11 protein-coding genes and 1 tRNA gene are annotated in these 12856 nt (G+C 60.8%); 5 read left to right on the top strand and 7 right to left on the bottom strand.

All coding sequences use genetic code 11. The annotated features are described in order from the left end of the window. Positions 1-147: 147 nt before the first annotated feature. Positions 148-366 (bottom strand): Hfq-related RNA-binding protein, encoded by a 219-nt coding sequence (locus NW814_RS07085; protein WP_414395176.1) that lies wholly within the window; start codon positions 364-366, stop codon positions 148-150. A 373-nt stretch (positions 367-739) separates the two neighbouring features. On the opposite strand from NW814_RS07085, the gene gvpA reads away from it, so the two are divergent. The 5 genes from gvpA (at position 740) to NW814_RS07060 (ending at position 3943) form a co-directional block, all read left to right on the top strand. Continuing rightward, a complete protein-coding gene (gene gvpA / locus NW814_RS07080) occupies positions 740-967 on the top strand; it encodes a gas vesicle structural protein GvpA (RefSeq protein WP_414404485.1) in 228 nt (75 codons plus the stop codon). A gap of 156 nt (positions 968-1123) precedes the next feature. After that, on the top strand, positions 1124-2131 hold the full coding sequence (gvpC, locus tag NW814_RS07075) for a gas vesicle protein GvpC (RefSeq protein WP_414405736.1): 1008 nt from the start codon (positions 1124-1126) through the stop codon (positions 2129-2131). A gap of 62 nt (positions 2132-2193) precedes the next feature. Then, positions 2194-3078 (top strand): gas vesicle protein GvpN, encoded by an 885-nt coding sequence (gene gvpN, locus NW814_RS07070; RefSeq protein ID WP_414405735.1) that lies wholly within the window; start codon positions 2194-2196, stop codon positions 3076-3078. 33 nt (positions 3079-3111) lie between these two features. After that, positions 3112-3444: a gas vesicle protein gene (locus NW814_RS07065; RefSeq protein WP_414395170.1), complete on the top strand. Its 333-nt coding sequence runs from the start codon at positions 3112-3114 to the stop codon at positions 3442-3444. Between the two features lie 73 nt (positions 3445-3517). After that, on the top strand, positions 3518-3943 hold the full coding sequence (locus tag NW814_RS07060) for an LptA/OstA family protein (protein ID WP_414405734.1): 426 nt from the start codon (positions 3518-3520) through the stop codon (positions 3941-3943). Positions 3944-3958: 15 nt separating this feature from the next. Here NW814_RS07060 and NW814_RS07055 read toward each other — a convergent pair. The 6 genes from NW814_RS07055 to mutL all read right to left on the bottom strand — a co-directional run bounded on the left by NW814_RS07055 (position 3959) and on the right by mutL (position 12729). Then, a tRNA-Arg gene (locus NW814_RS07055) sits at positions 3959-4032 on the bottom strand. Continuing rightward, a complete protein-coding gene (locus NW814_RS07050; protein WP_414405733.1) occupies positions 4010-4690 on the bottom strand; it encodes a ribonuclease HII in 681 nt (226 codons plus the stop codon). The genes NW814_RS07055 and NW814_RS07050 overlap by 23 nt, the downstream gene beginning before the upstream one ends. A 43-nt stretch (positions 4691-4733) precedes the next feature. After that, positions 4734-6692 carry an Rne/Rng family ribonuclease gene (locus NW814_RS07045; protein ID WP_414405732.1) on the bottom strand — a complete coding sequence of 653 codons (1959 nt, stop codon included), beginning with the start codon at positions 6690-6692 and terminating at the stop codon, positions 4734-4736. A 540-nt stretch (positions 6693-7232) separates the two neighbouring features. After that, positions 7233-9872, bottom strand: a complete 2640-nt coding sequence (locus tag NW814_RS07040; RefSeq protein ID WP_414405731.1) for a TIGR03960 family B12-binding radical SAM protein — start codon at positions 9870-9872, stop codon at positions 7233-7235. Between the two features lie 242 nt (positions 9873-10114). Beyond that, on the bottom strand, positions 10115-10969 hold the full coding sequence (locus NW814_RS07035; RefSeq protein ID WP_414405730.1) for a vitamin K epoxide reductase family protein: 855 nt from the start codon (positions 10967-10969) through the stop codon (positions 10115-10117). A gap of 32 nt (positions 10970-11001) precedes the next feature. Beyond that, positions 11002-12729 carry a DNA mismatch repair endonuclease MutL gene (gene mutL, locus NW814_RS07030; protein WP_414405729.1) on the bottom strand — a complete coding sequence of 576 codons (1728 nt, stop codon included), beginning with the start codon at positions 12727-12729 and terminating at the stop codon, positions 11002-11004. Positions 12730-12856 lie beyond the last annotated feature (127 nt).

The following is a 12856-nucleotide window of genomic DNA, read 5'->3' as shown; positions in this document are numbered from 1 at the left end:
TGGAGGGGAGGAAGGTTAATTGTTTCACCCTTCTTGCTGAATCATAACCTTTCTGCTAGAAGCTTTGGCTAGAGCTGTCGATGGATGCGCCAAGAGCTCCTGCCGCTGGGAAGCCAGCGACAACAAAGAGGCTAGGGGAATTTGGGTTTAGGGGTGAGGTCGGACTTTGACAAAGGCGATGGCGGAGCGCCACAGCAGCGATTCTTGCCCCTCCGCGTCTGCTAAGCAGAGACAGTCTGGATCCTGCCAGCGTAGCTGGCCGATGAAGACATCTCCCGTATTGAGCTTAACCTCCAGGATTTCTCGATCCCGAATCACCTTCTGTAGGCGACGCACACTCGGGATCCCAGTGTCAAAGTCGGTCACGGCAGTCCTCTTGGCCAGTGAACGGACGGCGTATCGGCAAGCGCACTGCTCTCAGTATAGGGGATCCCTGCCGGCCCGCACCTTGGCTTAGCCAACGCTAAAAAGCGCTCTCGCCCTTTGACCCACTTTTTCTGCCAGCGGCTACTATGTAGCTATGTAGGGGGGTGCGCTTAGAGAAGACGGCAAGCCTTGTCGACCTGCCGTGTTCTTCTGTTCTCCCCGGAAAAAGCTAGCGGAATAGCGCTGGGGTGGCAGAACGTGCACCTGTCGCCCTAGAGAGGGCCAATCCCGTTGGGGATCCCTTCTATTCTATCTACCGCTTTGCTACCGAATTGTTGTCCTTTTCAACCATCATCCTTGCAGGAGAGAAGCTATGGCAGTTGAGAAAGTGAACTCTTCTTCGAGCTTGGCCGAGGTGATCGATCGCATCTTGGACAAGGGCATTGTGGTCGATGCCTGGGTGCGGGTTTCGCTGGTGGGGATCGAGCTGTTGGCCATTGAAGCGCGCGTCGTCGTGGCTTCGGTGGAGACCTACCTGAAGTACGCCGAGGCTGTGGGCCTAACGGCTACTGCTGCCGCTCCCGCTGTCCAAACCTCCTAATCGACTTCCCAGCTCCCAACAAAGCCTCAGCCTTTAACTAAGAGAAATGCAGTCGGCAAGTGAGGCAGGGGTTCAAAAGAATCTCTGCCTCCTCCCCCTTCAAGCGATTGGCTTGCGGTTTGAGGGGAAGTAAAAAACTGCCAAGGAGAGAACGCCATGAGTTTGCAGAAGCAGTGGGCCGAAGCCCGCAGCCGACGGGTGGCTCAAAACCTAAGTTTGTTGAGCGGATCCCGGCAGCAGCGCCTGGAGCAGCACCGCGCTCTGATGGCCGAGCTGAGACAACGTCGCCAGGAACGCCAAGAGGCAGTACGGCAGCAGAGGGAGCAAACCCGCAGCCAACTGCGCAGCCTGGAGCAGAACCGAGCGGCGCAGCGGGCTTTGGACAAACATGCCCGTCTAGAGGCTGCAGCGCAGCGGGCCCAAGGAGTGGCGGTGCTTCTCTCTCGCCTGGCCCAAGAACGGGCCGCCCAATCGCAGGCGCAGCGGCAGGAGCTAGAGACTTTTCAAGCCGACTTGACAGCGATGGTGAAGAGCTTGCTAGCCACCTATGCCCAGGCGCGGCAGGCCATGGCCAACCAAACCCGACAAGTGCGGCAGGCTTTCTATGCCGACTTGCGGCAACGGGTACGGCAGGAGCTGGCTCGGATTGCCCAAGAACAGCGGGCAGAAGCCCAAGCGCTTCGGCAGGCTTTGGCAGCTTTCCGCAGGGCGTTGCGCGAGCAGGTGTGGGGGGATGGGATCCCTGTCCTCCTACCTGAAGATTCTGGGGCTGTTGAGAAGCAGTTTGAGTGTTGGGACAAACCCCCAGAAATAGCTCCAGGTGAAGCTCCTCAGCTAGAGGCTACAAGCAAGAGCGAACCCCCAGGGGATACTCCTGTAGCGCCGCCACCCCCTGAGCCCTCTCAAGATCGAGTTGCACCCCCACTTGCTGGCGAGGAGCAGCTGGATCCAATCCTGAACTACGTCAACAACTATGTGGCAGCCCTGCAGGCGCAGGATCCCAACCTAACCTTGCTGCAGGTGATTGGCGATCGGGAGCGGGTGCGGGATCTGCTGGCCCGCGGTGCCGTGGATCTGGGGGTGGATCCCTCGGAAATCTTGGCCACCTTGCGGCGTATGGTGTCAGCGACGGCTGTGATCTCAGTTCCGCCCCCGTCTCCGTAAGCGCAAGAAGACGGTTACGGCTTACGGCTATAGTCCAGGCAAGTTAAGAGTTGGGTATTGATATGGCTACGGTTTTGCAAGCGCGTCCCCGCCAGTTTGTAAGCACTCCCTACATTGAGCGGATTACCCGCCGCGCCTTGCGCTATCTGCAATCCGGTTTTGCCGTGCATCTGCGGGGGCCTTCGGGCACAGGCAAGACCACCCTGGCAATGCATTTGGCCAGCCTTCTAGGTCGCCCCATCATGCTGATCTACGGCGACGATCGCTTCGATTCTTCCGACCTCATCGGGGGGCGCACTGGCTTTACCCATCGGCGGGTGGTGGATAACTTCATCCATTCAGTGGTGAAGGTAGAGGAAGATGTGCAGCAGCGCTGGGTAGATGCCCGCCTCACCTTGGCCTGCCGGGAGGGGTTTACCCTCATCTACGACGAGTTCAACCGCTCCCGCCCCGAGGCCAACAACGCCCTCCTAAGTGCCTTGGAAGAAAGGCTGCTGGTTTTGCCGCCGGGCAGCCACCGCTCCGAATATCTGCGGGTGCATCCCCAGTTTCGGGCCATCTTCACCTCCAACCCCGAGGAATACACGGGGGTTCACAGGGCTCAGGATGCGCTGCTGGATCGGATGATTACCATCGATATTGGGGAGCCCGACATCGAGACGGAAAAGGAGATCCTCATTTCCCGCATTGGCCTATCGGCTTCCGACGCGCTTAAGATTGTCCACCTTGTCCGTACCTTCCGCCGCAGGTTGGATCTGACTCGCCAACCCAGCCTGCGCAGTTGTCTGATGATTGGACGCATCGTCAGGGAGCACGAGCTGGCGGTGAGTAAGAACGATGCCGATTTTCGTGCTCTGTGTGCCGACGTGCTGTTGCCTAGGGCCGGCAAGCGCTACGAGGAAGGAGCCCAGGTGCTCAACTACTTGCTGGATCAACTGCCCAACTGATATTGGTTTGCACGCTTTGGAGGAGAATCCCCAGTGCCCATTGCCTCTCAACCCCTGGCCACGGCAACGCATGGCTCTTCTCTGGCCGATGTCCTGGAGCGGGTTCTGGACAAGGGCATTGTCATCGCCGGAGATATCACCGTTTCCGTGGGCAATGTGGAGCTGCTCAGGGTGCGCATTCGGCTGCTGATCTCTTCGGTGGACAAGGCCAAGGAGATTGGGATCAACTGGTGGGAATCGGATCCCTATCTCAGCAGCCAGGCGCGGGAGCTGCTGGAGACCAACCGCCAGTTGCTGCAGCGGGTTAGCGAGTTGGAAAAGCAACTGGCTCAAGTCCTGCCCAGGGGAGGGGATGGCAAGGGCTAACAGGCTGCCCCAGCAGCGGGATCAGGGATCCCAGGCTAGACTGGCTGCTGGAGTGGTTTAACCAGGGGAGGGAATGGCGAGGGGGATCGACCTTGACCAAAGGAGCTTGGGCCGCCAGAGGAAGGTGGGTTGGGCGGTGGGCATAGGGTTGGCCCTTGCGATCCCCGGCCCAGCGTGGGGGCAAAATCCACGCGCCATCAGCATTAGCGCCGATGTTCAGGAGGCCAACGCCAATACAGGGGTGTTCGTAGCCACTGGCAATGTTACCCTCCGCTTCCCTGCTGAGCGCCTCACGGCCCGCGCTCACAAGGCGGTCTACTACAGCCAAGAGCAGCGGATTGAGCTGGAAGGCCGGGTCACCGTCCGCCAAGGAGAAAATCAACTCCAGGCCGAGAAAGTCATCTATCACATTGGAAAAGGGATCCTTCAAGCTGTCCCCTCGCCAGGCCAGCAGGTGGAGTCTATCTACGTGTTGCCGGCGCCCACTGCCAGCCCTTGACCCAATCTCAACTAACGCCCACGAAAGGATTCGAACCTCCGACCCCTGGGACCGGAACCCAGTGCTCTAGTCCGCTGAGCTACGTGGGCAGCCTTCAGACCTTATCCTACCCTCCCACTGGCCTGCTTGCAAGTCCCGAACGGGGGCAAAGCTATGGCGATGCTGGGGGCTTGGCCCCAAGCGCTGCAGCGCTAGCCAGTGCTCCCGTGTCCCATAGCCGACGTTGGTGCGCCAGCCGTAGCCGGGGTACTGGGAGTCCCAGCTCTGCATCAGGGCATCCCGCCAGACCTTGGCCACGATGGAGGCAGCAGCGATGGAGAGGCTGAGCTGATCCCCTTTGACCAGCGCCGTCTGCCGGGATCCCAGCTCCGCCAGCGGCAGCCCATCCAGCAGGATGTGCTCCACTTCCCCCACTTGGGCCAGAGCTCGCTGCATGGCCAGCAATGTTGCCTGGCGAATGTTGAGTTGGTCAATTTCGGCAGCAGAAGCACTGCCAATGCCTACAGCCAGGGCCACTTGGCGAATCCGCTCTGCCCACTGGGCGCGCTGCCGTGGGCGCAGTTGCTTGCCATCCTTCACCCCTGCCAGCACCTCGGGATCGAGGTAGGGTGGCAGGATGACCGCCGCTGCCACCACCGGCCCCGCTAGGGCTCCCCGCCCCACTTCATCCACGCCTGCTACCCGCAGGATCCCCTCTTGCCACAGGGATTCCTCCCAGCTCAAGCTGGGCTTCGTTGCTTTGTCCATACGGCCACAGCGCTATCTCAAGCAAGAGCGCTAACTGGCTTGGCTAACTGCCGCGAGAGCGCCGTCGTCTGGAGGCTGCTGGAGATTGGTGAGAGGGATCAATGACCACTTCTGGCGGCGCCCCTGTTGCCGGTGGCTCTGCTATTGATTCTGTAGGCAACCGTTCAGGCTGGGTAACTTCCGCCAAAGGCGCGCCGTTGGCAGAAGTTGTGTCGGTTTTTGCCTCCACCGGGCTGTCCACCTTGGCCGTGCCTGGCAAAATGACCCTAACCACCGTGTCTCGGCCCGCCGGCGGCGGCTGATCCAGAAGCAACAGGGGTGACAGCCCCAGCTCCGAATAGACCCGCTGCTGGAGAGGAGTCATCTCCACAGTGATGGTTTGTCGAGCTGGCTGGCTCTCTGGAGACTCTGTCCCACTGGCGCGCCCAGCGTCCTCCCCCCGGCCAGGGCGATGGACTTCCTTGCGCTTCTGCTCTGCCCCTGCCACTGGCAGTGGCTGCGGGCTTTCCTCTTCTACTGCTCCCTCTTCGCGAGGCCGTTTGCGCACCGGCTCAGCCCTGGCTTCCTCTGGCTCCAGTCGCTCTCCTTGAGCAAGCCGAGAGCGGTCTAGACTTGGCAACGCCCCATTGCTTCCCACCTGCAGGCGCGCCCGCTGGGAATCACCATTCCGGGGCAGAATTGGAGCGCCCTCCTCTTCGCCCTCCTCAGCCTCGCCAGGCAGCGTTACCGGTCGTCCACTTTCGACAGTTAACAGCCGCCCCGGCTCGGATCCCGGCAGTCGGGCCAGGATCCCTAGCCCCTCACAGGTGGGGCAGGGGTGGCCAAAGATCTCATAGAGGCTCTGCCCCTGCCGCTTGCGGGTGAGTTCCACTAGCCCCAACTCTGAGAGCTGAACCACCTGGGGTCGGGCCTTGTCATGGGCAAGGGCTTTGTTGAAGTGTTCCAAAACCAGCAGCTGATCCTGGCGGGAGTCCATGTCGATGAAATCCACCACGATCACGCCGGCAATGTTGCGCAGCCTCAGTTGGCGGGCAATCTCGGTGGCAGCCTCGCAGTTGGTCCACAGCACCGTCTCGCGGGAAGTGGCCGACTGGGTGAAAGAGCCAGAGTTGACATCGATCACGGTCAGGGCCTCCGTGGGCTCGATGACGATATAGCCCCCGGAGGGTAGATCCACCCGCGGCCGCAGCGCCTGGCGAATAACCGCATTGACCCGGAAATACTCCAAGATGGGGGTGGGCTCACGGTGAACCTCGACCACAACGCCGGGCGGCATTTTTCCTTTGTTCCAGCCTTGCAGATAGCTGCGCACCCGCTTCGCACCGGCCGCCGAGTCAGTAACGATGCGGTTGACATCGTCTGAGTAGACGTCCCGCAGCACCCGCTGGATAAAATCCTCGTCTCGCCTCAGTAGACCCGGCCCCCGTGCCGCCTGGTACTGCTGTTGAATCTCTTCCCAGAGCTTTTTCAATTGCTCCAGGTCATCGATCATCGCCTCTTCGGCTACTCCCTCGGCCTCAGTGCGCACCAACAGGCCCATCTGGGGAGGCTTAATCAAGATGGCTAGCGATTTCAGGCGATTGCGTTCTTCTCGATCCTCGATGCGGCGAGACAAATACACCCCTTTGCCGTAAGGTCGCAGCACCAGGTAGCGCCCTGGAAGAGCCAGGTCTCCCGTAAGACGCGGCCCTTTGTTGCCAGTGGGCTCTTTCATGACCTGCACCAGCACTTTCTGTTGCGGCAGGACCAGTTCGGAAATGGGAGCCTGGTTGCGTTTGAGGCGCAGCGGGCCTAGGTCACTGACGTGAATAAACCCGTTGCGTTCTCCAGAGCCGATATTGACAAAGGCGGCATCGATGCTGGGCAGGACGTTCTCGATGACACCCACGTAGATATCCCCCACCTGGTGGGTGCCACTGGCGATGATCAGCTCTTGGACTTGGTCTTCGGCAAAGACAGCGGCAATGCGGTGTTGCTCAGCAATAACGATCTGCCTAGGCATGCATTTTCCTCCCCGCCCCCACGGCCTGCGGTTTTGGATTTGCCCTCGTCTCGGAGAAGTGGTGTTCTAGGATTGGCTCGATTTGACAACAAAATTGACTCATCGTGCAGCTGTCCATTACCCTAAGCTCTGCTCCAATGGCCAACGACGAACTTTATAGACAGGCAGCAGGAAAAAAGTAGCCCAGCAGAGGAGCCTGTGGCAGCCTAGCCACCTCTTGCCCGTAACTTGCCTGCAGGAAAGAAGCCTGTCCTCGGGAGAAATGAAAAGCTAGGCCTAACTGGAAGAGGCACACCTCTTTGTAGCACCTGGCGCCTGGGCCCTGTTGCGGCTGCTGCCTGCTCTAGATAGTGAGCTCAAATTTGGCCCGACTTTTGCTGGCTGCTCATCTTGCCTTGGGTCAGGTTGAGGGCTAGCAAGGGTGGCAGCGGCAGAAGCCAGGGGTAGCAAAATTATAGCGCTTGCGGGATCCCTCAGCCCAGCTAACCCTGATACCGCAGCCTGACTGGGGATTTGTCCAGGGGATCCTGCCACCCGTCCTCAGTCGGAATTCAAGGTGCCGTCCTCCCACAACAAGCGCAGCCGTTTGGCCGCCTGCAGCGTCCAGCGAGGCAAGCCCAGAGCCTCGGCCATTTGCAGCAGTTGGTTGGGCCGCAGGTAGGCGCCGTTGTTGCGGCAACTGCCGCGGTAGAAGAGGTAGGCGCTGCTGTCGGGGGCCAAGCCCTGGAACTCCAGGTAGTATAGCAGAGGACGGGCATTGAAGAGAGAAGCTTTGCCCGACTTGGAGACTTTTTCAATCCAGATCTCGCGCGCATCCAGGATCTGGGTGACCCAGGCTGGCCAGTCGGCAGTGGGCGACTCGCAACTTACAGTGAGCTGATACTCAGCGGCATAGACGGCTTCGGTAGCCGAGGGATCTCGCAGGCCAATCTCTTGGATGGCCCGGATGGAGATTTCTGGCGGCAGTTGTTCGACCAGCAGGGCGCGCAGTTCGTCAGGGGTAACGGGCCCCTCGGGGCGCTTTAGCAACTCCAGATCGAGGACTTCGCCGTAGCCTTCCTGGCCGATGGGTAGGGCGTTGGCGTTGGCTAGTCGAGGCATGGGGTGGTAGCCGCCGCTGAAGGCTAGGGGCAAGCCGGCGCGCCGACAGGCCCGCTCCCATAGGCGCATGAGATCCAGGTGGCCTAGCCAACGCAGATCCCCGGTTTTGCTGTAGGTGATGCGGAAACGCTGGGCAGGCGGCTCTGGCTCGAGAGGATCGGGGGTGTGGGTGGGGCGGCTTTGCAAGGGCGGAACGGGCGGGGGCGGGATGACAATGTTGTGACCAAAGCCGGGACCGCAGACGCCGCAGGCGGAGCACTTCTCGAAGGAGCAGTCTTCTACCGTGATCGCTTCTAGGGCGCGGCGGTAGTCTTTCTGCAGCCATTGCTTGTCGATGCCGGTATCGATGTGATCCCAGGGCAAGGGATCCTCCAGGCCAAATTCGCGCATCGGGAGATAGGCGCAGAGGGCCACTGGATCGGCGCTGGGATCTACCGCCTCGCCGCAGTAGGCCTTCACCCAGGCGGCATAGGCGGCGTCGATGTTTTCCCACCAGGCATCCAAGCCGGCGCCAGCTCGCCAGGCCTGCTCGATCATGCGGCCCAGGGAGCGATCCCCTTTGCCAATCAAGTCCTCCAGGATGCTAAAGCGAATATCGGTAAAGTGGGCCTTGACTCCCCGCAGCCGCCGCAGTTCCCTTTGCAGCAGATCCTGCTTGCGCCGCACGTCAGCGTAGTCCACCCGGTGCCACTGGAAGGGCGTGTGGGGCTTGGGGACAAAGTTGGAGAGGGTGAGGGTAAACTCCACCCGCTTGCGGCCCAGGGCCGCACATTCTCGCTGCAGCATCTCGACCGTGCGGGCAATCCCAATCACATCGTCGTCAGTCTCGCCGGGCAGGCCAATCATGAAGTAGAGCTTAATTTTGTCCCAGCCCTCCTGGACTGCAGTGCGAATGCCGCGAATGAGGTCAGCATCGCTAAGGCCCTTGTTGATGATGTCCCGCAGCCGTTGCGTGCCGGCCTCCGGAGCAAAGGTCAGCCCCGAGCGGCGGGATCCCTTCATGATGGCGGAAATGTTCTCATCAAAGCGATCCACCCGCTGGCTGGGCAGGGAAAGGGCAATGTGCTGGCCAAGGAGACGGTTATGTAGCTCTGCTCCCACCGCTGGCAGGGAAAGGTAGTCAGAGCAGCTGAGAGAAGAAAGAGAAAACTCGTTGTAGCCGGTCTTGCGCAAGCCCTGCACCACCGCCTCCACTACCGCTTCCGGATCGACATCGCGGGCAGGGCGGGTGAGCATGCCGGGTTGGCAAAAGCGACAGCCGCGGGTACAGCCACGTCGCACTTCCACCACCAGGCGGTCGTGGACAGTGGCCACCAGCGGTACTAGACCAATGGAGTACTGCAGTTGGGGCAGCGCTACGCGGCGACGAATGCGCTCCGGCACCCCAGGCACAATGGGCCGCGGGGGGATCCCCTCGTAAAACTGCGGCACATACACTCCTGGCACCTGGGCCAGCTCCAAGAGCACCTCCCGGCGGGGCTTGTGCAGGGATCCGGCCAGCACCTGACCAATTTCCGGCAGCACCTCTTCCCCATCCCCGAAGACGAAGAAATCGAAAAAGTCGGCAAAGGGCTCTGGGTTGGAGGTGGCAGTCGGCCCACCGGCAAAGATGAGGGGACACTCTTGTGGGGTAAAGGCTTGCCGTTCCCACCACTTGAGCGGGATCCCGGCCAGATCCAGCATCTCTAAGATGTTGGTGCCCCCCAGCTCATAGGCCAGGCTAAAGCCGACGATGTGGAAAGCGCGCAGGGGGCGACGCGATTCTACGGCAAACAGCGGGATCCCCAGCTGCCGCATCCGAGCCGCCAGATCCGGGCCTGGCAAGTAGGTGCGGTCGCACAACTGGTCTGGCTGGGCGTTGAGGATGTTGTAGAGGATGATGTGGCCCAGGTTGGAAGCCCCCACCTCGTACAGCTCCGGGTAACTTAGCACCCAACGCACCCGTGCCGAGTCCCAAGGGCGATGGACAGCCCCGAATTCTTTGCCCAAGTAGCGAGCTGGCCGCTGGATTTCAGGCGTGAGCAAGCGATCCAAATCAACGGGTTCTAGGTGTGCTTCCGTGGCAGCCGCAACAAGCATGGGGATCCTGGCAAGAAGTAAACGCAGCTACTAATTCTGACTCTAGCCGAACTTTTCCAGCAGCCCAAACCCGGCGTGGTTTCTGTGTAGGCAACGGGCGCAACCCTCAAGAAAAGGACAGCTCGACGGGAAGTGATCCCGTAAAGATCCCTCCAGTGAGGCAGTGGAGATAAACCCCGCTCCTAGCTAGGGGTTGTGGAAAAGTCCGCCTTTGTCCAGTGTTGTATCAGTCTTCAGAGCGGTCAATCCTGCTCTTCCTCCGCCTTGGGGGAGTACCCAGAAGCTACGGCCAAAGCTTCCAGCGAGCGGAGTCCCACGTAACTGCGGCCATTGATAATCCAAGTGGGATAGCTGGTGATCCCTGCCTTCGTACATTCCTCAACCTGAGGCGTGCCGGGCCCGTTGGGCGAGCACTCCACGTAGGGTATCTGGGCAAAGGCCGACCCAAACAAGGCCTTCTGCTCTTGGCAGTGGGGGCACCAATAGGCCCCGTACATGGTGGCGCCAATCTTGCGCAGGTGGGCTGCTAAGCCTGCCGCTAGGGGGCTGGGCGGAGGAGCCTGCTTGGCGTACACCCCAAGGGTAACTACCAACGTAAACAGGCCCACGAGAATGTAACTGAAAGCCAGCTTGGCCCAGTCCAGCCAGCGGTGGCCAAACACCGTGACGAGCCACAGCCCCGCTACCAACCCCATCGCTGCCGTGCAGTACAGGCAGAATTGCCGTAGCACCGCCACCATCAGGTAAAGCATATACATCTCAAAGACAGTCATGGCGGAAACCAAGCCAAACAGGGCTGGCCATCGCCACCGCTTCACTCCTGGGATCTCTTCCGGCAGCCCTGCCAGGGCCAAGACGGCTAGAAACCCCAGCAGGCCAATGGCTGCGGTTGGGATCCCCAAAAACTCTGCCCACCGACTGGAGAGCACCAGGTTACACCCCCCATCCCCCCCGCAGAAGGCAGCAGGCTGCTCCGTCAGCTTGGTGTAGGTAAGGTAGGCTGTTAACAGAACTCCCAAGCTGGACAAGAAGACCAAGATTGGGCGCGCATGGCGCTGCAGCCAGGTTTCTTCTGGGGTTCTGAGATAGGAAGCCATAGGACCGTTCCAGCAGCTTGACACCCCTGAAATTATAGAGGGGCAGAGTGGACCTCGTCCGTGGGATCTAACACCGGCAACCCGGCTGAACGACGCACTTGAGCGGCCAAACTGTCTCCCAGCCGCAGGGATCCCAGCTTGGGGTCAGAGAGGGGGCGGTCGCAGATCCCCCAGCGGCGGCGAAAGTAGCGGGCCAAGTCGGCTTCGGCCAAAACTAGATAGACTGGACGGCCATGGGGACAGGTGTGGGGGTTAGCCGTGCGCTGCCAGGCATCCAGCAACTGCTGCATCTGCTCCAGGGTAAGTGGGACCCCATTGCGCAAGGCACCACGACAGGCCAGGGCCACCTGAGCTGCTTCTAGATCCGCACAGCGGCTGAGTTCCAGAAGGGATCCCTGCACCTCTTCGGGATCTTCAGAGCAGAGAGCTAGCGGCAGGCGGCGCACCAAATACGTAGCGGGGCCAAAGGGTTCCGGCTCTAGCCCCAACTGTTCCAACTGCTCCACGGCCTGGGAAGACAATCCCCGCAGCATCACCGGTGCCTCGAGCTCCACTAGCTGCCAGTGCCGTTGAATCTCCTCATAGCGCACTCGCTCGTGGGCCAGGTGTTGCTCCACTAGCCACAGCCCCTGGGGGTGCTCCGCTAGAATGTAGGTTCGGTACAGTTGGGCCAGCGCCTTTAGGGGAGGCAGGGAGCAGCCGGCAGCGGAGGGAGCTGAAACCCGGTAGAGCGACTTGGACTCGCTGGCGCGGAGGAGATGAAGAGAGCGGCGGCTGGACTGGGCAGAGCCTGCGTGCAGAAGATCCTGCAGGTACTGGCGCAATTGCTCCTGTCGCTTCTGCGGCTCCTGTAGATAGAGCTCGCTCTTAGCTGGATGGCGGTTCCAGTCCACCTGTTCAGGTGGCAGGCGCAGGTGCACCACTACCAGAGGATGGCGGTGGCGGGGCAAGGCGTGTTGAAAGACTGACTGGATTAACCGTTGCCACTCCAACATCTGCACAAAGCGGCCATTGACGGCTACCCGGATCCAATCGGGGCGAGGGCGATGCAGGCGATCCGGCAAGCCCACCACCAACTCCCAGTCGCTATCCCCCTCTTGAATGCGCCGGTAGCGCAGATCGGAAGGCTCCACCTGCGGCAACATTTGCAGGAGCAGATCCTGCAGAGATTGGCCCGGCCAAAGACTAAGTAGCAGCTGCCCCTCCTGGCAGACTTGCCAGCTAACCCCTGGATGGGCTAGTGCAGCGTTCTGGACCAAGGTTAGGAGCGAGCGCGTCTGGGGCGGGGGACAGCGGCGCAGGGGCCAGCTAGCAAACAAATCCGCCACCGTCACGACTGTCCCTAAAGCGGTGGCTGCTGGCTGCTTGTGGATCAACTCCCCCTGCTGGTCGTAGGTGGCCAGCCAGCCATGCTCATCGGTGGCATGACGGGTCTGGATGGTCAGGGATCCCAAGCGGGCTAGGCTGTGCAGAGCTTCTCCGCGAAACCCTAGGCTGCGCCCGTCCCACTTGCTCGTGGTATGGCGACGGGCTACCTGCTCCAACTCCGAGCCTGGGATCCCTTGGCCGTTATCGGCTACCCGCACCTGCCAGCGGCTTGGCCAAAGATCTACCTGAACGCGGCTGGCCTGGGCATCGAGGGCGTTTTCTATTAATTCCCGCAGGGCTGCCTCCAGGGAGTCGATCACCTCTCCCGCCGCCATTTGGGCAACTCGTTCTGGACTTAGAGGCCGAATCTTGACTATGGGAATATCCAGCACTGCTCCCCTGGGAGTCTTCTTTGCTCAATACGCCCAGTATGTCCTGAAAGAAAAACCCCTGGCGCTGGGGCCAGGGGAAGTAGAGTCAGGAAACCTGGGGAAGCACTAGCCCCGCACAGCCGGCGCT

It is taken from the genome of Synechococcus sp. R65.1 (assembly GCF_047461755.1).
Lineage (GTDB): Bacteria > Cyanobacteriota > Cyanobacteriia > Thermostichales > Thermostichaceae > Thermostichus.
Note: the sequence above shows the minus strand (reverse complement) of the source record. Positions and strands in the feature narration are given on the sequence as shown.

Coding starts and splice junctions, on each gene's coding strand:
- gvpC (WP_414405736.1), top strand. CDS start 1,124: ATGAGTTTGCAGAAGCAGTGGGCCGAAGCCCGCAGCCGACGGGTGGCT.
- NW814_RS07060 (WP_414405734.1), top strand. CDS start 3,518: ATGGCGAGGGGGATCGACCTTGACCAAAGGAGCTTGGGCCGCCAGAGG.
- gvpA (WP_414404485.1), top strand. CDS start 740: ATGGCAGTTGAGAAAGTGAACTCTTCTTCGAGCTTGGCCGAGGTGATC.
- NW814_RS07050 (WP_414405733.1), bottom strand. CDS start 4,690: ATGGACAAAGCAACGAAGCCCAGCTTGAGCTGGGAGGAATCCCTGTGG.
- NW814_RS07035 (WP_414405730.1), bottom strand. CDS start 10,969: ATGGCTTCCTATCTCAGAACCCCAGAAGAAACCTGGCTGCAGCGCCAT.
- gvpN (WP_414405735.1), top strand. CDS start 2,194: ATGGCTACGGTTTTGCAAGCGCGTCCCCGCCAGTTTGTAAGCACTCCC.
- NW814_RS07045 (WP_414405732.1), bottom strand. CDS start 6,692: ATGCCTAGGCAGATCGTTATTGCTGAGCAACACCGCATTGCCGCTGTC.
- NW814_RS07040 (WP_414405731.1), bottom strand. CDS start 9,872: ATGCTTGTTGCGGCTGCCACGGAAGCACACCTAGAACCCGTTGATTTG.